We start from the raw sequence: 24,478 nt of genomic DNA, 5'->3' as shown, positions 1-24,478 counted from the left end.
TAAATGGTTATACAATGAATACACATTCTTAATGCAATCCCCTTTTATATAATTCTCCTCTATAGTTTTTGTGCCAAAACTCGTATGCACCATTCATTAAAAAAAGAAATTGAGAAGATATTCAAATCAGAGTCTGGCCGTGTATTGGCCAGCTTGATAAGGATTTTGGGAGATCTTGACCTTGCAGAAGAGGCTTTGCAGGACGCTTTTTCTGTAGCTCTGGAAAAATGGCCCGCAGAAGGTTTGCCAAGGACCCCTTATGCTTGGCTGGTATCGGTAGGGAAATTCAAGGCAATTGATACGATAAGAAGATCCGTACGAGGAAAAGAATTAATAACCGAAAACTTCCTTTTTGAAACGATAGAACATACTCTGGGCTTTGATGAAGATCAGTATGTTGAAAAATACCTTATTGAAGACGACCAACTCCGCCTAATCTTTTATTGCTGTCATCCTATGTTACCATTAGATTCACGTACAACCTTGGCGCTTCGGGAGATCTGCGGACTGAGTACGAAAGAGATTTCACGCGCTTATTTAACATCTTATGAAAATACCAAGCGAAGAATCTCTAGAGCTAAAACACTTATCAAAGAACAGAACATTCCTTATGAAATACCGACAAAAAAAGAGTTGGGTCAACGTTTAGATTCTGTAATGCAAGTGATTTACTTGATTTATAACGAAGGCTATTCCGCCACTACGGGAGAGAATCATTTTCGTAGAGAGCTTTCAACTCAGGCCATATATCTGGGTAGGAAACTGGTAGAGTTACTTCCCAGTTCTGAAAGCTTTGGATTGTTAGCCCTTTTTCTCATTCAGGAATCCCGGAAATATGCACGGGTTTCTGCAGAGGGAACTATCCTTTCGCTTGATGAACAAGACCGGTCATTATGGGATCAGAAGCTAATAGCAGAAGGATTGCAGTTAATTCATCAAGCCGTGATGTCGGGTCGTTTGGGTAATTACAGTTTACAGGCTGCAATAGCCTCGGTTTATGCGGTGTCAGATTCAGTTGAGAATACCCAGTGGGAGTTGATCATCGGGTATTATGATATGCTTTTATCCGTCAATAATTCCCCAGTCATAGAGCTTAATCGTGCTATTGCTGTTGGAATGCATGAAGGTCCAAAAGCTGCTATAAAGCTCATAAAGCGTCTAGAAAAAAATCCAAAATTGTCTTCTTATCATATTCTTTATTCAACGTTGGCCGAGTTTTCAAAAAGGCAAGGTTTAAACGATGAGGCGGTTGAGGCCTATCAAAAGGCAATTGAATTTGCGTCGGAAGAGTTAGAAATAAATTATTTAAAGCAACAGCTTAAAAAAAATTTAAAGTAATTATTGTTTCTCATGTCCCCGTTGAGAAGAGCTATTCGACTATAAGGTGTTAAAGCAATTCATGGATGAGAGGTTTGATATACTTCTCATCAACTAAGGAGAAAAGTATGCAATTTTTTATTTATTTCACGATGTCTGAAGGAAAGCCCATGAACCCACCTTCTGCTGAAGGAATGGCTAAAATGGGAAAGTTTATGGAAAAGTCCTTTGAGTCAGGAATGATTGTTTCAACAGGGCGACTTCCAAGGCAAGTGACCGAAATCGAGTTAGACAAAGGAGAATTCTCTATTTCTGATGGACCCTTTATCGAGGGGAAAGAACTAATTCCAGGGTATACAGTTATCAGTGTCGATACTAAAGAAGAAGCGATTGAATGGGGAAAGGAGCTTCGAGAGTGTATGGGGGATGGTGTTCTTAAATTGGCTCAACTCTCAGCCACCAGTCAGGATGATATGAAGAAGTAGAGCAGGTTGTAATGACATTCCTGATAAGTGATCGCGCAAACTTGAAGGTGTCGTGACTGGAGATTTGGGAAGAGGAGGAATAGTCTCTATATATGAGAAACACATTTAAATTCCTCCGACTCCCTGTTGTGAAGATTGCAGCTGTCATTGTTGGTCTTTCATTTGGCTGGGCCTATATGGCGATAAGCGGTCCAGCATCTGAAGTTGTCGAGGCCGCAGAGAAAAGATTGGCCCAAGGGCAACTTGTTAAAGGGGCAGCAGAATTGGCTGGTTTATCAAAGTCGGCCCCAGTTGTGTTGGAGCTTTTCACTTCTCAGGGGTGTAGCTCTTGTCCACCAGCTGATGCGCTGTTGAGCGAATTGGCTGATCAGCCAGGTGTTATTGCCCTATCCTATCATGTTGATTACTGGGATTACATTGGCTGGAAAGATCCTTTTTCGAGCGAGGCATCGACCATAAGGCAACGTACTTATGGTAAGGAGTTAGCCCTTCGTTATGTTTATACGCCTCAGATTGTGATTGATGGACGTAGAGAGCTCGTAGGGTCTCGTCGAGGTGAAGTCTTAGTCGAGATTGAGGAGGCAGCCAAAGCTGGTAAGGCTGTAACGATAGCGATATCTGGGGATGTGGGAAATGCGCCTACAATAGATTTTAGTGGTGCATTACATCTTGGCGGAACAGCAACGCTTTGGGTTGCTGTTTTTGACGAACAACACGAAACCGAAATTCAACGCGGCGAAAACAAGGGTTTGTTTATGGTGAACAAACACGTTGTTCGTGAATTTGAACAAGCCGCACTTTGGAATGGTATTGATACTTCTCTTTCTTTTAACTTCAAGGACCTGAATATAACACCCGGGGATGGATATGCTCTGATCCTTCAGGATGGACTTGGTGGCACAGTCATTGGAGCTGTTATTCAAGATAAAGCTAATAACTAATACAATAGGCATACTACAATAAAAGAGGTAGTGAGAAGGAACAGGCTCTTTTATATGACGTCTTCTTAGGAATTAGGAAAACTCTTTACTCATTATCTGACAAATACACTCTTGATTTAATAAGAGCCAAATAAGGAGTTCAAACTCTGGTCGGGCCATCTTGTTTGATTAGATCAGAAAAGGAGTTGAATTGGTCGCGCTGTCGGCTAGCCGATGTACTCTTAGGCGCCGAGCTGATATTTTATCATTAATTGGTTTGAAAGAATCATTTTCCAGTGCTGATGAGGGGCAAAGACAGAATGAGTGTGGTTATTCAATGTCTTTGGGCGGTGCTAACAAGTGAATAAATATCCTTTTTGCGGGTTTATTCTTGATTGAGTGACGTAATTATGATATATGTAATGCTTTTAGGTAATCATATTTTGAATTGGTAACGATTGAATAACTTGTTTTCGCATGATGGGTCGGAAGGCGCTGTTTTAGAAGTTGCATCGTAAAAAGAATGGTGAAGTAGATATATTTCAAATAACTGGATCATAAAAAATCTTCATCACAAATCGCGGTTACGATTTTATCCATATCGGTTTCAAAAGCAGTCATTTTATTCTTTTCCAGGTCTTCTTTAAAATTATTCAGTGATGTGTAGGAACGCTCATCAACAGCATGTTTTGAGAATAATGACATTACATAACTAACACCAGATTCAAGTATAGACCTTGAATCACTGTCGAGGTATTTCCCTCGGTTATGTTGAGAGGTAATAATCTCGTATGAAGGAAAATAATATACGTTAGAGTTCTCTTGCTGGATTTGATCGGCTGCTGCACGGAGTATAGATTTTGAGACTGAATTTGATTCTATAATGTGCCTGTTTAATGCTGTTGCTTTAAGGGCGACAGGAGACACAGTTAATATAATTTGAGCCTTAGGATTTATTTTTGTTAACTCTGCTAAAAACAAATTCATATCTTCTATTACATCTTTGACCCCTAAATTTACGAATTCATGAGCTTCATGATTAAAAGTTCCTGCAATTACGCCGGGGCATACAGGATAAATGGCGCCGTCTATTTTATTTATCCATGTTTCAGTTAAGCCTAGTGTAAAGATAAATACATCGAGGCTTGAGAACATTTTGGCCACGGAATGTAAATGTTGTTGCCTGTCTCTTAATAATTCTTCTTTGGAAGCAAATCCATTTGGTTCTATGGAAGGGCGATAGGGATCATACCATCTATTTTGCTCTGTGACCCAAGCGCTGTCTGTAGGGGAGAATTTATTTTTTGCACGTAATAGGAGCTGTAGCAATTGTCTTGATGTATAAATATTTCCGTATCGGGCAGAAAAAACATTGTAATTATATTTTGTTAAAAGATCATCCGTTAGCAGTAAAGATCCTTTTTCTTCAATGTAGAGTTGAAGATTTAAATTCGGAAGATAGCGGGATATATGTTGTGCAAAACAGCTACCTGCAGTCGCTATTTTATCTTGAGGGTTTATTTTTAAATTAAAATTGCGAACAGGATCAACGTCTGAATTTATGGTTTCAGATAGAGCTTTTGTCCAATGTTGGTAGGGCTTTATATGTTTATACGGATGCATTATCACTTACTGTCGTATTAAAGTTTTCTAAAATGTCCTCGAGAACTTTTCTTCCGTACCAGGTGTTTCCATGTGTGGGATCTTCAAAGTAACCTTCTGGTTTTAGAAAACCATCAGAATCCATTGTGGAAACTGGCGCAGGTATAAATGTTATTCCATATTTTCTACAATATTCTCGAAATACATTAGAATGGGCTTTCCACAATTTGAGGCGTAACGTTTTGCTTGATAATTTTTTATTACTTGTCGTTGGTGCTAAATTTGAAGCTAAATACTTTAATATATGTTGATCACATGAAATTGGGGGTGGAGATTCTATGTGATATATGGGAACATTTATTTGTTCTCTAATTAAATCAAAAATTATAAACAATGTAGTTAATTTATTTTGTAAAATATCAAAAACTTGCTGATAAGTGATGAATAGAGCTTGTTCATTTTCGTGGTGAAGATTCGTTTTAGGTAAAAGAAAATCAATTGGTTGGGGGAGCTCCCATAACCCCAGAGTATTATGAGTGTTTCCACCGATTGACGTCATGATTATTGGATTATCAGCCTTGATTATTAAGGATTGTAATTTTAAGATAATATTAGGGTTTAGAATATTTAAAGTATCGTTTTTTGTAAATATTATTTCGTGGTCTAATATTAAAAAATCAAGTGTATTCAATGATTTAAAGTGTTTTTGAGCTGCAGACATCAGAGAGTATAAATGACTGTGACCGACGAAAATAAAGTTACGTTTGTTCGATGAAAAATTAGTTACCATAGCCATTCTGAACGTATATTTTTGATGGATTGAAATTTTTTTGGAGATTATAACTCTAAATCATAAGTTGTTGGAAGTGTTAAGGCTTATAGTAAAGAGATACAATGTTACCCAGAGAAATAAAATTATCGCCTGTAGGTAAAATCAAATAGGATCTAACTATCTCTATTTTTATCCCACTCCAGAAAAATGAATATTTAACTGGAGTGGGATAAAATGTTTTTTTTAAGAAAGACCCTTACCCATCACACGAGACATTCGTTGGGAGAATGTTGTGACGTCTGACGGCATTTGCCCTTCAAGGATTCTTGCTTGATCAAGCAGAAGCCAAGCGATGTCTTCCAGATCTGAAGCCGCACCATCTTGCTTGATGAGGTCTGATAGACGTTTTACCAGATCGTGCTTGGGATTTATTTCAAGAACACGCTTACTGACTTCATTTACCTGATTGTGACTGCGAAGAATACGTTCTAGGTGGATATCCATGTCACCTTCGTCAGCAACAAGACACACGGCTGAATCGGTTAGACGCTCTGAACTACGAATGTCTTTGACTTCATCTTCAAGTGTAAGTTTGAGATAGCCTAACAGAGCACCCATTTCAGCTTTATCGTCTTCTTTGTCTTCAGACTTTTCATCTGCTGTATCTGAGCCGTCGATCTTACCAAGATCTGCACCACCACGGGTTACAGATTTGAAGTCTTTGCCTTCAAACTCATTGATTGAAGTAACCCAGAATTCATCAACGGAATCGTTGAGGACAAGAACATCAACACCTTTGGCTTTGAAACCTTCGACCTGAGGACTGCGGCGGAGAGCTTTTTCATCTTCACCGGAAATGTAATAGATGTGCTCTTGGCCTTCTTTCATGTTCGCGATGTAATCAGCCAAACTGATCCAACCATCGTTGTTAATCGAACGGAACCGGCAGAGTTTTAGGATAGGATCTTTTTGAGGGAGGTCTTCATAGAGACCTTCTTTCAGCACAGGTCCAAAATTTTCCCAGAATTTGATGAATTCTTCAGGCTCATTTTCAGCCTTTTTGTCGAGAAGACCAAGAACGCGTTTAATTATTCCACTGCGAATTTTCCGAAGCATCGGGTTGTCTTGTAACATTTCCCGGCTGATGTTTAGTGGAAGATCTTCAGAATCAATGACGCCTTTGAGAAAGCGCATGTAAGCAGGCACCAGTTCCTGACAATCATCGGTAATAAAGACCCGACGTACATAAAGCTTCACGCCATGTTTGCGTTCTGGGTGGAACAAATCAAAAGGTTTGCTTCCTGGGATAAAGAGCAACCCAGAATATTCCAAAACGCCTTCTACACGGAAATGTTCCTGGAGCCATGGGTCGTCATAAGCATGGGCAACGTGGTGGTAAAACTCTTTGTATTGTTCATCGGAGACATCGGATTTACTACGTGTCCAAATCGCTGATGCTGAATTCAGTGTTTCCCATTCTCCCGCATTTTCAATTGTGCCGTCTTCATTTGTTGAAGCGGCTTTTTTAAAGCGGATTGGAATTGGAATATGATCAGAATAGGTTTTGATGATGGTGCGTAGGCGCAACTCTTCACCAAATTCTTTCTGTTCTTCTTTTAGGTGGAGCTCAATGCTGGTTCCGCGGGTATCTTTATCAGCTTCGCTAACGGTAAATGTACCCTTGCCGTCCGATACCCACTTCCAGCCTTGGTCTTCGCCTGCACGGCGACTGGTGACGGTTATTGTATCAGAAACCATATATGCAGAATAAAAACCAACCCCGAATTGACCGATGAGGTTGTTACCATCTTTATTGTTTTCCATCTGCGCCATAAAGGCATCCGTACCAGATCGGGCAATTGTTCCGAGATTGTCGATCAATTCCTGACGGTTCATGCCCACACCATTATCGCTAATGGTCAGGGTTTTTCCGTCTGGATCGATTTCAAGATCAATTCGAAATTCTGGATCATCCTTCATCAAATCGCCATCAGTAACGGCGAGATAACGGAGCTTGTCACAGGCATCAGATGCGTTGGAAATTAGCTCACGTAAGAAGATCTCTTTGTTGGAGTAGAGGGAATGCGCCACAATGTCCAAGAGTCGAGAAACCTCGGCCTGGAAGGAAAGTTGTTCCTCAGACATGATTACTATGTCCACCTTTTAATTAGTCGAGTTTATGTTGTTTAACCCTTGGGTGTTTATTTCCAAGAGCAGAAGAGATATGGCTCAACTACGGTTATTTTTCAAGGTATCTCCTCTGGGTTTCCGTACAGTTACGTTCGTGGGGGTTGTGAGATCTAAAGAATAATGTAGAAAAGATCCATAATTCTGTAGCACATACAATTAATAGGTACTGTTTCGAAAGGGCTTTTTTTGTGGTTGGGTTATCTGGACGGTTTTCAGTACTTCTTGTTATTTCATTATTGCTTGGCGCGTGTGCTGCAGGGCCGAATTCTTCGCCAAATATGGTTTTCGAACGTAAGGGTATTTCCAAACCAAAGATGACGTCGTACCAGTATTGTCATGGATATGGTTGCGCAAAGCAGTTGAGTTTGAAGCTCAGTGATCAAGAGAAATTTGGTCTGATCTCGGCCTTTGGGCAGGCTTCAACCGCGTACGAAGAAAGAGCGGCGATGGCTAAGGCCGTTGCGTATATGGAACAAACAAACGCACCAAAGGCGGGTACGGAAAGTGATATAGGAGGAACCTTCACGGGTTATGGGCAATCAGGACAACTAGATTGTGAAGATGAATCCGCGAATACGACGACAACTTTGATTTTCCTTCAGGAGTTGGGGTTGCTCAAACACCACAGGCTTCGCTCTCAGGTAACCAGAGGTTTTTTCATTGGAGGCTGGCCGCATACTTCTGCGGCTGTTGTAGATAGTGCATCAGGTAAGAGTTACGCGATTGATTCTTGGTTTGAGAGTAGCGGAGTAAAGCCCCATATTGTGCCATACGAGATGTGGTCATCTGGTTGGGATCCACAAAAAGATGGACCTGTCCCTGCAGCGCAACAATAAAGTCAGCCTAAAATTAACCTATTCTATGACCAAGGTCTGCAGGTGAAATTAAGGTGGTAAATATGGCGGTGGCGAGTAAAATTATCAAAACCAGAATGATTTCAAACCGGATAGATCGACGTAGTTTTCTGGTTGCGTTATTATGATAGTCGTTTCCGCTCTCTACCTTGCTCAAATTGGGAACAAGTCTAAATTTGTTTAAGGCGGCGAGACTCAAAACTAAGAGAACGATCCCGAACTTTCCCAGTATCATCCATCCATAACTGGTCGTCGTAAGGCCATGGTATCCGCCTGCGATAAACCAGGACATGATGACTCCTGATACGAGAAGCAAGGGAATGGCCCAGGCCGCGGTCCGTCCAAAATGCTCCAAAGTCGGCGCGGCCAGTTCTTCATGCTCTTTTAGTAGAGTCAATAAAGGTACAAAGCTGCCGGCCCAAAAGCAGGCGATAAGCAGATGAACCAGTATAAGAGGTTTGAGCAAGAGTGTTGGTTCGTACGCTCCTGTGTGACCGCTGAGGACGTAAGACGCGAGCACGCTCCCAATACCAAGTAATGTAAATAACCAATTTCGTTTTAAAGTGGCGACCAGAATAAGTACGAAGCCCAGAACAAGAAGGCCCTGGAGTTTTCCGCTGGATGATAAGAGGACAAGTGAAATCATATCTGGGTCAATTAAGGCTTCGAATTCACTTCCTGAAAGCCAGAGGATATTTGTACCGAGATTTATTAGAACAAGAACGATTCCGACAAAACAAAGCTTTTTTATATGCCGGTATAAATCGTCCTGAATAAGAATAATGTCGGATTTGTAGAGGTGACTGAACATCATAGAGCCACATGCAAAAAGACTGGCCGCGTAAATCCCTGCTTTGATGAGGGTTAGTAATAATTCAACTAAGTCAATATGTATCAAGAGAAATTAAGGGGTTATGGTGAAATTAAAATGACCTTTTGTCGGATGCCCGTCCGAAGATAATCCTCGCCAATTTACATAATAAGTTCCTTGTTGAAGCGTGGGTGGCTTGGCATTGATTTGTTTGGTGGGGCTTATGCTTTTTCCACCTTCCACGTCCAATTTTTCCCCTTTGTCATTTTCTAGTTTGAAAGTTGTAACTTGTACTGGTTCAGGAAAGGTCAATGTTATTTTTTTTGGAGAAATCTGTAATACGGCGTTATTTTTTGGGAATGTTTTTACGATTTTGGCATGGGAAAAGCTCAGAGTTGGGAGGGCTGTGGTGAACAGGAAAATCAACAAGACCAAAGTTTTATTAAACATAATCATCTCCAAATTTTTTAAAATTGTAAACGTTACAGGTGGGGGAAGGTCAATGGTGATTATTGTGCTTAATTCTCTTTTGTCGAACGAAATAGATTGATCGAGACTTTTGATCGAGAACTGCAGTACGTCTAATTGTAATCCTTCGAGAGAAGATACTGATACATGTATGCAGTTTATTAAGTCTTAAATTTATTTTCCCTCATAGGGTGTTTGTTAGGGTTTTTTAATGCCTTTGGTTTATGGTGAGCACCGAGATCAGGTGTTCAATAAATTTTTCATCTTTGAAACCCGTTTGCACAGACTTGATAAGGAACACATGCAATTTGAATTTATTACTAATCGATGACGATAATATTGACCGAGAGAATTCGATTAGAGCCCTAGATAGATCCGGGCATTTAATGAATATAACTGAAGCGTCTTCTGCTGAAGAGGGGCTGCAGTATCATGAGAATAAGCCTTTTGATATTATATTGTTGGACTACAAATTACCGACAATGACGGGGTTAGATTTTCTTCAATCGCTGAACGAATCCGAGCGCGCAAATATTGCAATAGTTATGCTTAGTAATATCGAAGATGAAGATTTAGCGATTAAGTGCATAGAAGCGGGCGCTCAGGATTTTATCGTTAAAAATGAAGTGACCGCTCCTCGATTGCTCCGCGCGATTTTACATGCAAAAGAGCGTTACAAAATAGAGCAGGAGCTCCGAGAAAGTCGTAAGGAATTACAATATTTAGCAGAAAAAGATCCTCTCACAGGCCTATCTAACCGCTATGTTTTCAAGACGAGTTTAGAAACGGCAATCCCCTATGCTAAGAGACTTTCTCGTGGATTGGCTCTTCTAATGTTGGATCTGGATAATTTTAAAAATATAAATGACACACTTGGCCATAGTATTGGTGATAAGCTGTTAATCGAAGTTTCGAAGCGTCTGACTTCCCTTGTTAGAGACGGGGATATTCTATGTCGTATTGGTGGTGATGAATTCGCGATTTTGGTTCATAATGTTGATGACCCTCTTTTATTGCAGTACCTCACTCGACGCATTTTATCCGTACTTACAAAGCCATTTATTATTGATGATTCTGAACTCATTATTACAACGAGTATAGGGGTTGCTAATTACCCTGATTGTGCGGCTGACGCTGCACAACTTTTTAAATGTGCTGATGTTGCGATGTATCGATCCAAGGAGATGGGGAAAAATCAAACACATTTTTATTCAAAAGTAATCCATGATGCTATTCATAGAAAAGTTGAGCTTGAGCGGGAATTACATAATGCCGTCACAAAAGATGAATTCGTAGTTTATTATCAGCCGCAAATCGATTGTTCTACAGAGAAAATTATTGGGGCCGAAGCATTGGTACGTTGGAAACACCCTACCAAAGGTTTGATTGGTCCTTATGAGTTTATCCCAATTGCGGAAGAAATTGGCCTTATCGATAAAATTGGTGAATATGTTCTGGAAACAACGTGTGAACGATTAGGCTATTGGAATGAAAAGTACAAAATCTTGGGAACAAGGTTTTCTGTTGCGGTTAATTTATCGCCGTTACAGCTAAGTTTACATGGGTTTGTTGAGACGGTTCAGCGGATTTTAAAGAAACATAAAGTTAATCCCGAACAGTTGGAGCTAGAGGTTACCGAAAGTACGCTTATCAAGGGGACAGATGCGAGCTCTCAGGTTCTGTTCGATCTCGCTAATCTTGGTATCCCTTTGGCGTTGGATGACTTTGGCACGGGTCATTCGTCCCTTTTGCAGTTACAAAAATATCCGTTCCAAATCTTAAAGATTGATAGGTCCTTTGTTCAATCCATAGAAGACAACCCTGATGATATTGTGTTCTTGGAAGCAATAAATGCCTTTTCGAAGACCCTTGGTATTTTGACCGTTGTTGAGGGCGTCGAGACCAAGGCGCAGAAAGAATGGTGTCAAAAATTGTCGTTTGATCGCATCCAAGGGTTCTATTTTGCAAAGCCAATGCCTGTAAATGAATTTGAGGACCTTTTATTAAAAATGGATCTTCAACATTAAAATCTGAATTAACGTCGCTAACGAAGCCTCTATCTGATTAAATTTCCTGGGAAATAGAATATATGACCGAGATCGATCAAGTTGATTCTATTGACCAGGAACAAAGGATTCGATTGGTTCGCAGAGGATCGTTAGGCTGGGTCCATTGGCTTGTTGTTTTCTTGTCTCTTATCTTAACATTTGGTGCCTGGTACATCTCAAGCGAGCAAGCTGTTCAAAAGAATGAGGAGAAATTTCTTCGACAGGTTGAGCAGGTGATAGGGTTGGTAGAAGAGAGAATGCATCTTTACGAAAACGCACTTTGGAGTGGCGTGGCTTTTATTGATGCAAACGGGGGAGGGACGAATTACACGCAATGGCTATCTTATGCAAACAGCCTTCGAATTGATCAGGTATATCCCGGAATTAATGGAATTGGCGTGATATATAATGTTCAACCGCCAGAACTTACGTCTTACCTTTCTCGCGAAAGAGTCTTGCGCTCAGATTACAAGCTACATCCAGAACATAAGGAAAATGAATATTGGCCTATAACCTATATTGAACCTTTAAGTTCTAATGCCAGAGCTGTTGGTTTGGATGTGGCTTATGAAAATAATCGTTATACCACCATTAAAAAAGCACGAGATAGTGGTATTGCGCAAATGACAGGTCCTATTACACTTGTTCAAGACGCCCAAAAAACGCCGGGTTTTTTACTGTACACTCCTTTTTATCAAGCTGGGGATCGTCCAAAAACTATAGAAGAACGTAGAGCGAAGATTACCGGGGTGACTTATGCCCCCTTTATCATGAGCAAGCTTATGCTAGGAACTCTGGCCAGTGAAAGCCGTCAAATTCGGATAAGAATCAGCGACGAAGATACCCTTTTATATGCTGATAACGATCAAAAAGATGGAATGAAAAATATACGTGATAGCAGTCCATTGTTTTCAAAAAAAGTGAATGTTGAATTGTATGGTCGAACATGGCTTTTTGGTCTTGAGACAAGTCTGAGTTTTCGAGACAGCACGTCTAACAACCAACCTTATTGGATTTTAATAGGAGGTTTAATTATTGATAGTCTTCTTTTGGGATTATTTGTTTTTTTAACGAGAGCAAATAGAAGTGCTCTTGCTTATGCCGATCAAATGACATTGGCGCTTAAGGAAAAATCTAAGCATTTAGTTAAGTCGAACCACGACCTTGAGCAGTTTTCCTACGTAGCATCTCACGATCTCAAGGCGCCTCTTAATTCGATAAATCAAGTTATAAGCTGGATAGAGGAAGATTGCCATCATCTTCTCCCAGAAAAATCCAAAGAACATATAGGCATGTTAAAAAACCGCAGCCAACGTATGATGAAGTTATTGAAGGATTTACTGGAATATTCTCAAGTTCGGCGATTTGAATATTTAAATGAACCCGTGTCTCTCCAGAAAATGACTTTGGATATATTGTTCTTACATGGTGCAGATAAAAACTTCTCCTGTGAAGTGCCTGATATTGAAATAAAGTTACCGCATACTCCGTTAGAAATAGTTTTGCGTAATTTGATATCCAACACAATTAAACATCATGATAAAAAAACGGGTGTAATTACAATCAGCTACCAGGAGCAAGAGGCTGGACATCTTTTGCGCTTTGAAGATGATGGGCCGGGAATTCCAGATAATTTACACCATAAAGCGTTAGAAATGTTTCAAACGCTGAAACCCCGGGATAAGGTGGAAGGAAGTGGGATGGGTCTTGCCATGGTAAAGAAAATTATTGAGCATCATGGCGGGACATTTCAAATTGAAACTGGGCGAACAGTTGGAACTTGTTGTGTGATTTTTTGGCCATTTGAATAAATTGTATATTTCACGTAATAGATTGTATATTTCACGTAATAGATAGATGTTTGGAGCCTCGTGCATGAAAGCTGACACAAAAGAAGTAACTTTGTTATTGGTAGAAGACGATGACATTGATGCTGCATCTATTGAGCGAAGCTTTCTTAAACAGAGAATTGGAAACTTGATTGTAAGGGCGCATGATGGTGTTGAGGCATTTGAGCTATTAAGAAACGGTGCCGTAACTCATCCTTTTATGATCTTACTGGATCTTCAGATGCCACGTATGAACGGTTTGGAGTTTTTAGAAAAATTACGAAAAGATCCTGACTTCCATGATACGGTTGTTTTTGTTCTGACGACCTCAAAATCTGATCAGGATATTATAGAAAGCTACAACAAAAAAATTGCAGGCTATTTTGTTAAAGAAGAAGCTGGGGTTAATTTTATCGATGTGGTGCGGATGTTTGAAAATTATTGGAAAATACTTCACGTACCCACTGAGACAAAGTCTCAAGGGCATTGATATTTTTAGTGAATAGGTACTATCCAGTATAATGGATACTCAAATCCTGCTTTGCGAATTGCATTTTATTCCTCTGGTCTTTTGTGTATAAAATTTCAACATAATTTAAAGAATTTTGATTTGGATATTTACGGATATAGCTGTCATGGCACTTTTCAGTGCGGGAGAGCTCGATGAATTTTCTTGCATCAGCTAAAATTACAGCTGTTCTAGGCCCTACCAATACTGGGAAAACCTATTTGGCTATGGAACGCCTGCTGGCATACAACTCAGGTATGATCGGTTTTCCGCTTCGGCTGCTTGCGCGTGAAAACTACGACAAGGCGGTGGCAATCAAGGGTTCTGCGAAATGCGCATTGGTGACGGGCGAAGAGAAAATTTTGCCCAAAGGGGCGAGGTATTTTTTCTGTACTGTTGAATCCATGCCTGTGGACAAGCTGGTTGAATTCCTTGCTATTGATGAAATTCAGTTGGCTGCTGATGAGGAAAGAGGGCATGTCTTTACGGATCGCTTGCTGAATGCGCGGGGGACAGCTGAGACCATGTTTATGGGATCAAGTACGATTGCCCCGATCTTGAGAAGGCTTATCAAGGACATTGAGTTTGTCGAGCGTCCTAGGTTTTCCAACCTTTCTTTTTCCGGCAGTAAAAAGATTATCCGGCTGCCCCCGCGATCAGCGGTAGTCGCTTTCTCCGCGACGGATGTTTATGCCATTGCCGAAACCATGCGCCGCCACCGTGGTGGTACTGCCGTGGTTTTGGGAGCGCTTAGTCCAAGGACACGAAATGCTCAGGTCGAACTTTTTGAAAATGGAGATGTGGATTATCTGGTCGCAACTGATGCAATTGGCATGGGGCTCAATCTTAATGTCAATCACGTTGCCTTTTCTCGGATGGAAAAATTTGACGGTAGAATTTCCCGTTACTTACGTGCAGCGGAGATTGGTCAGATTGCAGGCCGGGCAGGGCGCCATACCACAGATGGAACTTTTGGAACGACAAATAACATCGGGCCTCTCGATGAAGATTTAATAGCACGGGTTGAAAATCACGAATACGAGGCTCTTCGAGTTCTTTATTGGCGAAATAGTGATCTGGATTATCGGTCGCCACAAACCCTTTTGAAATCATTAGAGCGTCGACCCGAGGATAAAATTCTGATGCGTGTTCGGGATGCTGAGGATCATCAGGCTTTGATGGCGTTGGCTCAGGAAACGACCATACAAGATAATGCAACAACACAGGCTTCTGTAAAGTTACTTTGGGAAGTTTGTCAGGTGCCAGATTTCAGAAAAATTCTAACAGATCAACATATTCGGTTGCTTTCTCAGATGTATCATTATTTGATAAGCAACCGTAGGCTGTTGCCAGAAGACTGGGTGGCGGCTCAAATCAGAAGAATTGATCGCATAGATGGGGATATTGATACCCTTGTATCCCGTATCGCTCATATCCGTACCTGGACGTATATAAGTCATAGGGGAGACTGGATTGAAGATAATGAGCATTGGCAAGGCGTAAGTCGTGCGATAGAAGATCGGTTATCAGATGCATTACATGATCGTCTTACTCAGCGTTTTGTTGATAGACGTGCAGCGAAATTGGTACGAAGCCTCCAGGCGGGAGATAATATAGTGTCGGCGATAAAAGCAAATGGTGACGTGATCGTCGAAGGTGAACTCCTTGGGCGGATCGTTGGATTCTCCTTTGACCTGGATGAAAGTCTGGAGGGAACGGATGTTAAGCCGGCCCTGACTGCAGCGCGTAAAACGCTGTTGAGCGAAATGCCTGCTCGGGTAAGCGTTCTTGAAGAAGATAATGATGGATCATTTCTTCTGAATGATTCAGGAGAACTAACTTGGCGGGGGATTCCCATTGCTAAGTTAATCAAAGGTGACGCGCCTTTGAACCCTGTCGTTGATGTTTATTCTACCGAGTTTATCGATAGCGCTATGCGTGAGAAAATTCGCCTGCGCTTGGTTGCGTGGCTCGAACGTCATCTTCGTGCACAGTTGAAACCGTTGTTCTATCTCGCTGATGCGACCTTGGATGGAACAGCCCGCGGGATTGCCTTTCAGGTTCTTGAAGGGCTTGGGCTTGTACCACGATACATCGTGCGTGATCAGATCAATGGTTTGAGTAAAACTGATCGTAAGGCACTTGCTGACCTTGGATTGCGTCTTGGCCGAGAGAGTGTATTCTTGCCGAATCTTAACCGTCCGCGCCCTAGCCGTATTAGAGCTTTACTATGGGCAGCCTGGAATGAAGTTGCTGTTCCTGTAATGCCGGAGTTCGATGTTAATAGTTTTGAGCCCGCAGCCTCACAAACAGATGGTTTCTGTGCTTCTGTAGGTTATCGCCACCTATCTGACCGCAAGGGGCGTGAACTGGTCCTGCGTGCTGATGCTCTTGAGCGCGTGTCGCATGAAGCCTACAAATTACTTCGCTTAAGCAAAGATAGCGGCGAAGAAAAAATGATAAAAAAATCTGTAACAACGACACCAAAAGTTACAGAAATAGAGACCCCTTCCGTGGAAGCGCCGATCGTTGAAGACACCGTGATTGCAGAGATAACAACGCCAAATGATAACGATACAAGCGGCGTTGTTGCTGATGTCGAAGCCACATCTATCGAAGAAGTTTCTGTTGAAAAAGACTTTGTAGAAAAAAATCCTGCAGAAAAAGACAAAGATGAAAGCGCGTTACAATTACCCGCAGGATCTTTTGCCATTAACGATGAGATGCGCAAAGTATCGGGACTGGATGATCATGCTATTGGGTTTGTACTCAAGTCCTTACGCTTTCATCCAAGTCGCTTAAAAGGTGGAGTTACAGCCTTCAGTCAACGCGCCCCGAGAAAACAAGATCCCAAGAAAAAAGAAGCACGGAAAAAGCAGGTCGAGGCTGAAAAGGCCCGGATGGCTGATTCTCCCTTTGCTGTACTTCAGGACATGTCTTTCAAACGCTAAGGGCTATTGTCGATGGCAGCAGATACCAACGAAACACTGCGCATTGATAAATGGCTTTGGTATGCACGGTTCTTTAAAACCCGTACATTAGCGAGCGTTGTCTGTAATGGAGGCCGTGTTCGGGTTGGCGGGGCAACGGTCCGTAAACCGAGCCACCTTATTCGGATTGAGGATGTTTTGACCTTTTCGCAAGGACCCAACATTCGTATTGTTCGTATCCTTGCTTTAGGGGCCCGTCGTGGGCCTGCTTCCGAAGCGCAACTGTTGTACGAAGACCTTGCGCCTGTGGAAAGAAGTGCTACGGGCTCAAAAGCGGTTGTGGGTGGTGGCGTTATCAGAGATTTGGGTGCCGGGCGTCCTACCAAAAAAGAGCGTCGGGATACTGATAAGTTACGAGGGGAATAATAATTTCTAGCAGCTTGGGTGTTGGAATTAGCAAGGATTATCAAAATTTCTTACATAGAATTCTGTCTGCTTTGAGCGATAGAAGCTACGTAGGAATTTATCACCACGTTAGAGAAATTTCTTATGGTGGGGTTGGGCAAAGAAACCCCAGGCTGGTTTCCGAGAGAAATTGTGGTACGTGTTCAGGCAAGCATATTTTATTGCGGGATTTATTGCGTGCCGCCAGCTATAAAGCTGATGTCCTTACTCTTTTTACTCATTTCAATAAAAATATTCCTGTGCATTCATCAATGCCTGATGAACTCATTGAGTTGATTGAAAAAGGAGAAATTTTTGATTACCACAACGTCGTCTTGCTTCACCCAATAGTTCGTCCTGATGAAGCTGAACAAACTGATGAGTTTGAGCGCAATGCGGATGGATTCTTCTTAGATGCAACGTGGCCCGATGCGATGGGTTGTTTTGGCTTTCTAGTGAACAACCAATGGCTTGGTAAAGAAAATACAATCCTTGCTGGGCCGTTAATCAAGAGGGAACCTGTTGCAGATTGTGTGGTGACGCAAAAAAAGAATCTTTTAGAGAATCTGAGCAAATTGCAGCTCGAAAGAAGGGCTTTGTTTTTAAAACTTCTGACGTCCTGGATCGCGGAGCAGGGGCTATTATGCCAAGGATGAAGTTTGTGTTTTGGAAAGAGATGTTTTTCGAAATATCAAAGATAGATTGTTTGCTGGCATTGGGATGACTTTTTCAAGGGTTAGATCGTTGTTTTTTGCTATTTGTTGAACGTCTTCGAGCTTCCTTATTCCCCAGGCACTGTTTCTTTGCCTTAAAGATATATCAAACTGTATATTACTGAATGCAGTCTCGATTTGGTTCTGAATAAAAGGTCCGTAGAGGTAAAGAACACCATTCTTTTTTAAAAAGTCGGCTGCGCCGGACATGAGCCCAAGAGTTGCTGTCCATGGTGATATGTGGACCATATTTACACAGGTAATGAGGTCGATGTTATTGTCGAATTCTTGTTGTTTATCTTCGTTCAGGTTCCATCCTTTTTGAGTGACATCGACATGGTGAGGGCTGCGCAGATTACCTGAGTTTGTATAAGAAATATGGCTGTTAATGCTGGGAAACATTTCGGGACTATATTCGCTCGTTTGCCAAATAAGGGGGGCAAGCTGAGGTCCAATCCAAGAGGCGTGATCTCCTGTACCGCTTGCGACTTCAAATAAGAGGCCTTCTGCAGGAACAAGATCCTTAATAACGTCATAAATATGTACACGGTTTCTCTCGGCAGAAGGAGAAAAGCGTCTCTCATCCCTTTGTTGTGATAGGATGTTCGGCGTTTTATTTGCAGGCATAATGTTTAATTGCTGGAGTTGTTTGCAGGGCAAGGTGACATTAAGTTAAGTATGAAACGTGATTTAACAATCATCAAGGTTACTTTTTTATACATGAGTGTGAGGTAAAAGCTTTGTTTGGTCGAATTAAAGAATTGTTGTCAGAACTCACCAAACAGCCTGAAGGCAGTCTGGTGAGCCATAGTGACAAAAAAGTAGCTGCTGCAGCTCTGATGGTTGAAGCTGCGCGTATGGACGAAGACTTTGGTTCACAAGAACGCGAAAAGATTATAGAGCTGATTGAAAATAGGCTTGGACTAAGCGCAGATGATAGCCAGGAACTACTCGCTCTTGCTGAAGAGAAGTCAGGAGAATCCAGTCAGTTGTTTGGATTTACGCGGGTTATTAAAAGCAGCTATAGCCCTGAAGAACGTCTGGATTTTATGGAAATGATGTGGGAAGTGGTTTATGCGGATGGAGAGTTACATCACTTTGAAGGTAGCTTGATGCGTCGAATTGCCGGCTTGCTCTATGTTTCAGATCACGATAACGGTACTGCTCGGAAAAAAGCTCTTGCTCGTTTAGGGCTGACAGGGTAGGCCCTTTGCAACAATTCTGGAGAACCAGAAGTGGGGGCGATGCTCTCGAATAATTGGTCAGGTACCAAATGGAGATTAGACGATGACTTATGTCGTCCTGGAAAATTGCATTAAGTGCAAATACATGGATTGCGTGGAAGTTTGCCCGGTAGACTGTTTCTACGAAGGTGAAAACATGCTCGTCATTCATCCGGATGAATGTATTGATTGCGGTGTGTGTGAGCCTGAGTGTCCTGCAGAGGCAATATTACCAGATACTGACCCTGCGTCAGAAGCTGTAATGGAGCTGAATAAAAAATGGGCTGATATTTGGCCCAACATCACGCGTATGGGTGAGAAGCCAGCTGATGCAGACGAATGGAATGGTGTGTCGGATAAATTGGCAAAGCATTTCAGTGAGAAGCCCGGTGATACCGACGGCTAAAAGATAAAGTTGAGCACTTGTGACAGGGGTGCTCATCAGCTTTGCGTGGTTTAAGTTAAATAATTAAGCATAATCATGATCTTAGTGATTGTTTGCGGAGCGTTTTATCCAATTTAAATATTTTATCTGAACAGGTCTATGCTGTTTTTGCGCAGCAGGCATGTTCTACGTGAATATTGAAATTTTGTTACTTTTCCTGTATAAAGAAATAGTGATGGACAGATGTTGAGAACCTGATGAGTGTACCATTACACTCACAGATAGGTAGTTTGACATTTATGGATAGATACTTTCCCCGCCAATTCTGGTAGTTGAGTGGGGATGTTGTGTCTGTGCACGTATGCATCGTGTAAACCAAAAGCGGTATTAATGGGTTGGTTAATCCATAAATGTGCCTATATGAATATACAGCCTGTAAAAACAGGTGGTGAAAACGGAGAGACGAGATCCTATGGGTAAACAGTCAGAATACAGTGCCGGCGATTACGTGGTCTATCCAACGCACGGTGTAGGCCGTGTTCAAGGCATTGAAACCCAGGAGATTTCTGGTGTTACTCTTGAGCTCCTTATTGTGACCTTTGAGCAAGACAGAATGACCTTGCGAGTTCCTATGGCACGTGCAGAAAGCTCTGGTCTTCGTAAACTGTCCAGCAGAAAACTTATGGAAGATGCTCTTACCACTTTGAAGGGCCGTTCTCGTGCCAAGCGTACAATGTGGAGCCGTCGTGCACAGGAGTATGAATTGAAAATTAATTCTGGTGATCCTGTAATGATCGCAGAAGTTGTTCGTGATCTTCATCGCGGGCCTGAGCAGCCGGAGCAATCCTTCAGTGAACGTCAAATGTACCAAGCAGCCTTAGAGCGCCTAGCGCGTGAATTTGCTGCTGTTGAGGAAATTGATGAAGATTCTGCCTCGATTAAACTAGAAGAAATGCTTGCAGCAGCCTAGTTTTCCGGAGAACATGTATCGCGCGGTGCCGTTCTCGTGGCGCCGCGTTTGATTCTTCTTCGCTTTAACCGCCCGTAAGATTGGGCAAAAGAGCTGGGAATTTGTTGATTGTGGTCTGGGTGTGTGCTGGCTGGAAACGGTCGGAAGATATCGACCGTTTGATGGTTACCGATTAGATCACGGGGATAGGGGAGCCTAGAGAAAAATTGGCTTCAACATATTTTTGTTTATCAACACGTTTTCTCGCTCTAGCTGTAGACAGGGGTACCGTCCTTTCACATGGACGACCGACAAAAATTTGCAGTATTAACCGCGACGCACCGTATTTGGGCAGTTAGTGCCATTCACGGTGAGGTCGAACAGTTGCGTCATATTCATGCAGCTTTAGAATCACGTCTCAAGCGTGGTGATAGAATTATTTACTTGGGGAATTTTATGGGTCAGGGTCTTCGTACTTGCGAGACTCTGGATGAACTGATTTCCTTTAGACGGTTTTTTCTTGCACGGTTTCAAAACTTTCCTCGAGATATTGTTTATCTCCGTGGCTCGCAAGAAGAAATGTGGCAGAAGCTGTTACAGCTTCAATTTGCAACAGATCCCCGAGGTGTTTTGCAGTGGATGATTGATCAGGGTGTTGGGGCATCACTTCAAGCTTATGGTTTTGATCCGAAAGATGGCTTTAGAGAAGCTGCTGCAGGTGCAATGCAATTGACACGATGGACGAACAAAGTGCGTCGTGCAATGCAAGAACGCCCAGGGCATTATCAAATTCTCGGTGAGTTAAAGCGTGCGGCCTACCCCAATAACGGCACAACCTTATTTGTTAATAGTGGTATCAACCCAAGCCGCCCTCTTGAAACGCAAAAAGATAGTTTTTGGTGGGCCAATAAAGGCTTTATGCGCCTAAAGGAAAATTTTGGCCCCTTTACTCGACTGTTTCGTGGGTATGATCCAAATCACGAAGGAATTGTCTATACCAAACACGCAGTTACCTTGGATAGTGGGTGTGGTTTTGGGGGCAAGTTAGCTGCGGCCTGTATTGATCTAGACGGCCAAGTTATCGAACTTTTGGAAAGCTAATGCGTCGGGGAGATCGGTTGTTCCGACTGGTGCAAATACTCAGACGCGGAAAGCTGATTACAGCTGCTCAATTAGCTGAAGAGTTGGAAATTTCCACCAGAACCGTTTATCGCGACATCAAAGACTTGATCGGATCTGGTGTTCCGGTTGAAGGCGAAGCTGGTGTTGGGTATCTGCTTTATGAAGGCTACGACCTTCCACCCCTTATGTTCGACCCTGAAGAACTTGAGGCCCTTGCCTTTGGGATGACAATGGTTCAGGCATGGGCCGATCCTAAATTGGCACATGCGGCGACAGATGTTTTACAAAAAATAGAGAGTGTTCTTCCAGATCCATTACGTCCTCGATTAGCAAAACCCAGTCTTGTTGCCTATGGAGATGCCCTGCCAGAACCTATTGTTATCGACGTCGGGGATCTGCGTTTTGCTATTCGTAGCCAAAACAAGGTTATGATTAAGTACCGGGATGGCAAAGGTGATAAAAGCCAACGTACACTCTGGCCGCTTGGGTTGCAGCTCTATCGTGCGATTTGGATGCTTGGTGCGTGGTGTGAGCTTCGACAAGGGTTTCGTGTATTCCGTTTGGATCGTATTGAACAGATGTTTGTTCTCGAAGATGAGTTTCCAAAAGAGCGGGGAAAAACTCATGATGATTTTTTGCGTCACTTAGAGTGTGAAAGCTCGGAGTGAAAGCTTTGCGTGACTCATGCTTGTTTTGATAACTGCCCAGCTGTAGATTCTCTCAATTGAACTCAAACCTTGGGGCCAATTGAGCATAAAATACTTACGTTGAAAGCCCTTTTGGGGGGAGGTTTCCTGATAATAGCGCGGTAGAAACTCCTCCGTTGCGATCATGGCGGTGCCTGGAAAGAAGATCAGCGTACACAGTGCTATGAACCAGTAAGAGTCCCATTTCTACTCACTCTGGATATTAATGATATAATGCCTGCGTATTGAGTGTCTCAGAAATGTTTAAACAAAAATGAAATCAGTGATCTTAAGTTATGATATCAAACTCTGTTCAGGGGCTGTTAGTTCATAAACTTCGGTCTCGGTTTCTCTTCCGCGTAAGGCAAAGTTCCCCTTATGTATGGTTACCATACCAGTTTCGCTCTTGATGTATGCTTGGGTCGTTGCTGAAATAAGTGTCTTTGCGGTTTGGGTGCTTTTTGTGAGTGCTTCTTTGCCTAAGCTTTCCAAGCGTTGGGCAGTATTGACGGTATCTCCAATAAGGGTGTAGTTGACGCGTCCTTTAGCACCTATATTTCCAGCGATAGCAAGTCCACTGTGAATGCCAATACGAATATTAATTGGGTCGAGACCTTTTTCTTTTCGTACTCTATTGTCATTCGTTAGGGCCTTCTCTATGGCAAGGGCTGCCCGACAGGCGCGCTGAGCATGATCTTCTTGAAGGGATGGTGCCCCCCAAAAGGCCATAATCGAATCACCGATGTATTTGTCTATTGTGCCTTCCTGCTCGTCGATCTTTACTCCTAAGAGGTCAAAATGATGATTTAGCAGGTCAGCAAGTTCGCTGGCTGGCATGCTTTCACTAAGGCTTGTAAAGTTGACAATATCGGTGAACATAACAGTGATTTCACGCTCTTCAGATGCGATGCCTTCGCCATTAGTATCCATAAGTTGTTTGACCAGCTTCTTCGGAACATAGTTCTCAAACCATTTCAATCCGCTGAGCATGGAATTATAGGCGTTAGCAGCAGTATCCAGCTCTTTGAATATTGATCCGGGAAGGCGTTTAGCGTGGGCAAGATCAAGTTGTCCTACTTGTTGGGAAGCCTCGGAAAGTCTTTGTAGGGGAATGGCAATAAATTTGCCGGCAAGGAAAATGGTGATCACTGTAATAAAGGCAATACCCATTGCCAATATAGCTGTAAACCAGAGGCGTTCGTAGTACCCCTCAAGCTCACCTTCCATGAAATAGATACCAAGGGTGAGATCTTTAAAGCCATAATCGGAAAAGCTTGTGTGCAAGAATGTAAGCTCTCCGGCAAAAGAATCAACGGTGTGACCCTTGATATTGCCCTTTCCTAGCATCTCGTTGAATTCGAAGAGTGGCTCATCCCAAATGCGGCGTAAGTTTCCATCAATAACCTGATTGAGTGACGGTAGCGGGTTTTCTGCTGATAGTCCTGATCTGCTCATATCGATTAGGGAAGGGTGGGCGAGTACCTTGTTACGATCCATAAGAAGGTAGGTGTGGTTGCCGGTCTCTTTATCCAGTTTGTTCAGATATTCTGAAAGGGAACTGATTGAAATAATTGCTCCCATTGCACCAATATATTCGTCGTCTCTATAGACTGGATGAAATACAGAAATATGCGGTTCTTTAACTTCTTCTATCCAGATGACGCCTCCCCAATAGACGTCATCTCTTTTGCTTAATTCTTGTAATAAAGCAGCAAAGCGGTACTCATTATCCCCTTTTTTATTCCTGCTAAAGAAGGATGTTTCATCGAACCAACCTGCCTGTACAACTGACCCATTTGTTCGCATCAAGCTCATCCCCCGAACTTGTGGAGTTGCAGCCAAGGCCCCTTTGATGGTTTGGGTTATAGCATTTTCATCATTGGGATCCAGCAAGCCGTTTTCTATGAGATCGGCCATATAGGTGACTTGGCGTGCCGCGGCTGTCAACTTATTGTCAATATGCTCGCGAATTGATCCAAAACTGATTTCGGTTACTTCTTGCGTCAGGGCGAAGGTGTTATCTCTGGCAGTATCAAAAGATAACCAGATCACGATTGCTAGGGCGACCATAGACATGCCACCAAAGCCAAAGGACAACGCAATGGCCAGGGAGGGGCGCCAATGTTGCTTTACGGCACAGTCAGTTCTTTTTTGAGGGGAAAGGGGCGCAGAGACTCTAGCCAAAATTGGGTCCTATTTATTCCGTAAGAAGTTATCAGGTG

General features: G+C 42.4%; 22 protein-coding genes. 15 read left to right on the top strand and 7 right to left on the bottom strand.

Annotation, left to right across the window (positions count from 1 at the left end):
* The first annotated feature begins 84 nt into the window (after window positions 1–84).
* The 3 genes from ACFSKO_RS03385 to ACFSKO_RS03375 all read left to right on the top strand — a co-directional run bounded on the left by ACFSKO_RS03385 (window position 85) and on the right by ACFSKO_RS03375 (window position 2,743).
* Window positions 85–1,338, top strand: a complete 1,254-nt coding sequence (locus ACFSKO_RS03385; RefSeq protein ID WP_380248412.1) for an RNA polymerase sigma factor — start codon at window positions 85–87, stop codon at window positions 1,336–1,338.
* Window positions 1,339–1,445: 107 nt separating this feature from the next.
* On the top strand, window positions 1,446–1,802 hold the full coding sequence (locus tag ACFSKO_RS03380; protein WP_380248410.1) for a YciI family protein: 357 nt from the start codon (window positions 1,446–1,448) through the stop codon (window positions 1,800–1,802).
* Between the two features lie 92 nt (window positions 1,803–1,894).
* Window positions 1,895–2,743 carry a DUF1223 domain-containing protein gene (locus ACFSKO_RS03375; protein WP_380248408.1) on the top strand — a complete coding sequence of 283 codons (849 nt, stop codon included), beginning with the start codon at window positions 1,895–1,897 and terminating at the stop codon, window positions 2,741–2,743.
* A gap of 534 nt (window positions 2,744–3,277) precedes the next feature.
* Here the strand turns inward: ACFSKO_RS03375 and ACFSKO_RS03370 are convergent.
* The 3 genes from ACFSKO_RS03370 to htpG all read right to left on the bottom strand — a co-directional run bounded on the left by ACFSKO_RS03370 (window position 3,278) and on the right by htpG (window position 7,241).
* Complete coding sequence (locus tag ACFSKO_RS03370) at window positions 3,278–4,345, bottom strand: GSCFA domain-containing protein (protein ID WP_380248406.1); 1,068 nt, start codon at window positions 4,343–4,345, stop codon at window positions 3,278–3,280.
* Window positions 4,332–5,045: a hypothetical protein gene (locus ACFSKO_RS03365; protein ID WP_380248404.1), complete on the bottom strand. Its 714-nt coding sequence runs from the start codon at window positions 5,043–5,045 to the stop codon at window positions 4,332–4,334. Before ACFSKO_RS03365 ends, ACFSKO_RS03370 begins: the two co-directional genes overlap by 14 nt.
* Window positions 5,046–5,339: 294 nt before the next feature.
* Window positions 5,340–7,241, bottom strand: a complete 1,902-nt coding sequence (gene htpG / locus ACFSKO_RS03360; RefSeq protein ID WP_380248402.1) for a molecular chaperone HtpG — start codon at window positions 7,239–7,241, stop codon at window positions 5,340–5,342.
* 233 nt (window positions 7,242–7,474) lie between these two features.
* Here htpG and ACFSKO_RS03355 point away from each other — a divergent pair, with 233 nt between their 5' ends.
* A complete protein-coding gene (locus ACFSKO_RS03355) occupies window positions 7,475–8,122 on the top strand; it encodes a hypothetical protein (protein ID WP_380248400.1) in 648 nt (215 codons plus the stop codon).
* A gap of 13 nt (window positions 8,123–8,135) precedes the next feature.
* Here ACFSKO_RS03355 and ACFSKO_RS03350 read toward each other — a convergent pair whose 3' ends face one another.
* Window positions 8,136–8,954 carry a copper resistance D family protein gene (locus tag ACFSKO_RS03350; protein ID WP_380248398.1) on the bottom strand — a complete coding sequence of 273 codons (819 nt, stop codon included), beginning with the start codon at window positions 8,952–8,954 and terminating at the stop codon, window positions 8,136–8,138.
* 90 nt (window positions 8,955–9,044) lie between these two features.
* Window positions 9,045–9,401 carry a copper resistance CopC family protein gene (locus tag ACFSKO_RS03345; RefSeq protein WP_380248396.1) on the bottom strand — a complete coding sequence of 119 codons (357 nt, stop codon included), beginning with the start codon at window positions 9,399–9,401 and terminating at the stop codon, window positions 9,045–9,047.
* A gap of 284 nt (window positions 9,402–9,685) precedes the next feature.
* On the opposite strand from ACFSKO_RS03345, the gene ACFSKO_RS03340 reads away from it, so the two are divergent.
* The 6 genes from ACFSKO_RS03340 to ACFSKO_RS03315 all read left to right on the top strand — a co-directional run bounded on the left by ACFSKO_RS03340 (window position 9,686) and on the right by ACFSKO_RS03315 (window position 17,834).
* A complete protein-coding gene (locus tag ACFSKO_RS03340) occupies window positions 9,686–11,446 on the top strand; it encodes a putative bifunctional diguanylate cyclase/phosphodiesterase (protein ID WP_380248395.1) in 1,761 nt (586 codons plus the stop codon).
* A gap of 62 nt (window positions 11,447–11,508) precedes the next feature.
* Window positions 11,509–13,278 carry a CHASE domain-containing sensor histidine kinase gene (locus ACFSKO_RS03335; protein WP_380248394.1) on the top strand — a complete coding sequence of 590 codons (1,770 nt, stop codon included), beginning with the start codon at window positions 11,509–11,511 and terminating at the stop codon, window positions 13,276–13,278.
* A gap of 64 nt (window positions 13,279–13,342) precedes the next feature.
* Window positions 13,343–13,786 carry a response regulator gene (locus ACFSKO_RS03330; protein ID WP_380248392.1) on the top strand — a complete coding sequence of 148 codons (444 nt, stop codon included), beginning with the start codon at window positions 13,343–13,345 and terminating at the stop codon, window positions 13,784–13,786.
* A 173-nt stretch (window positions 13,787–13,959) separates the two neighbouring features.
* A complete protein-coding gene (locus ACFSKO_RS03325; RefSeq protein ID WP_380248390.1) occupies window positions 13,960–16,755 on the top strand; it encodes a helicase-related protein in 2,796 nt (931 codons plus the stop codon).
* 12 nt (window positions 16,756–16,767) lie between these two features.
* Window positions 16,768–17,160 carry an RNA-binding S4 domain-containing protein gene (locus ACFSKO_RS03320; RefSeq protein ID WP_380248388.1) on the top strand — a complete coding sequence of 131 codons (393 nt, stop codon included), beginning with the start codon at window positions 16,768–16,770 and terminating at the stop codon, window positions 17,158–17,160.
* Window positions 17,161–17,174: 14 nt separating this feature from the next.
* Window positions 17,175–17,834: a hypothetical protein gene (locus ACFSKO_RS03315; protein ID WP_380248386.1), complete on the top strand. Its 660-nt coding sequence runs from the start codon at window positions 17,175–17,177 to the stop codon at window positions 17,832–17,834.
* On the opposite strand, the gene ACFSKO_RS03310 is transcribed toward ACFSKO_RS03315, so the two are convergent.
* Window positions 17,820–18,518 (bottom strand): DUF938 domain-containing protein, encoded by a 699-nt coding sequence (locus ACFSKO_RS03310; protein WP_380248384.1) that lies wholly within the window; start codon window positions 18,516–18,518, stop codon window positions 17,820–17,822. The two genes, ACFSKO_RS03315 and ACFSKO_RS03310, sit on opposite strands and share 15 nt — an antisense overlap.
* Before the next feature lie 113 nt (window positions 18,519–18,631).
* Here ACFSKO_RS03310 and ACFSKO_RS03305 point away from each other — a divergent pair, with 113 nt between their 5' ends.
* From ACFSKO_RS03305 to ACFSKO_RS03285, 5 genes are all read left to right on the top strand, one after another.
* Window positions 18,632–19,096 carry a tellurite resistance TerB family protein gene (locus ACFSKO_RS03305; RefSeq protein WP_380248382.1) on the top strand — a complete coding sequence of 155 codons (465 nt, stop codon included), beginning with the start codon at window positions 18,632–18,634 and terminating at the stop codon, window positions 19,094–19,096.
* 82 nt (window positions 19,097–19,178) lie between these two features.
* Window positions 19,179–19,520 carry a ferredoxin FdxA gene (fdxA, locus tag ACFSKO_RS03300; RefSeq protein ID WP_380248380.1) on the top strand — a complete coding sequence of 114 codons (342 nt, stop codon included), beginning with the start codon at window positions 19,179–19,181 and terminating at the stop codon, window positions 19,518–19,520.
* 451 nt (window positions 19,521–19,971) lie between these two features.
* Window positions 19,972–20,469, top strand: coding sequence for a CarD family transcriptional regulator (locus ACFSKO_RS03295; RefSeq protein WP_380248378.1), 498 nt, complete (start codon window positions 19,972–19,974; stop codon window positions 20,467–20,469).
* Between the two features lie 279 nt (window positions 20,470–20,748).
* The gene (locus ACFSKO_RS03290) at window positions 20,749–21,549 is read left to right on the top strand and encodes a hypothetical protein (protein WP_380248376.1); all 801 of its coding nucleotides are present in this window, start codon (window positions 20,749–20,751) and stop codon (window positions 21,547–21,549) included.
* A complete protein-coding gene (locus ACFSKO_RS03285) occupies window positions 21,549–22,238 on the top strand; it encodes a helix-turn-helix transcriptional regulator (protein ID WP_380248374.1) in 690 nt (229 codons plus the stop codon). The genes ACFSKO_RS03290 and ACFSKO_RS03285 overlap by 1 nt, the downstream gene beginning before the upstream one ends.
* Window positions 22,239–22,550: 312 nt before the next feature.
* On the opposite strand, the gene ACFSKO_RS03280 is transcribed toward ACFSKO_RS03285, so the two are convergent.
* Window positions 22,551–24,440 carry an adenylate/guanylate cyclase domain-containing protein gene (locus tag ACFSKO_RS03280; protein ID WP_380248372.1) on the bottom strand — a complete coding sequence of 630 codons (1,890 nt, stop codon included), beginning with the start codon at window positions 24,438–24,440 and terminating at the stop codon, window positions 22,551–22,553.
* Between the last annotated feature and the right edge of the window lie 38 nt (window positions 24,441–24,478).

Source organism: Kiloniella antarctica (assembly GCF_042682825.1).
GTDB classification, from domain to species: domain Bacteria; phylum Pseudomonadota; class Alphaproteobacteria; order Kiloniellales; family Kiloniellaceae; genus Kiloniella; species Kiloniella antarctica.
The sequence above is the reverse complement of the archived record's forward strand: the minus strand, read 5'-3'. Positions and strand labels throughout refer to the sequence as shown.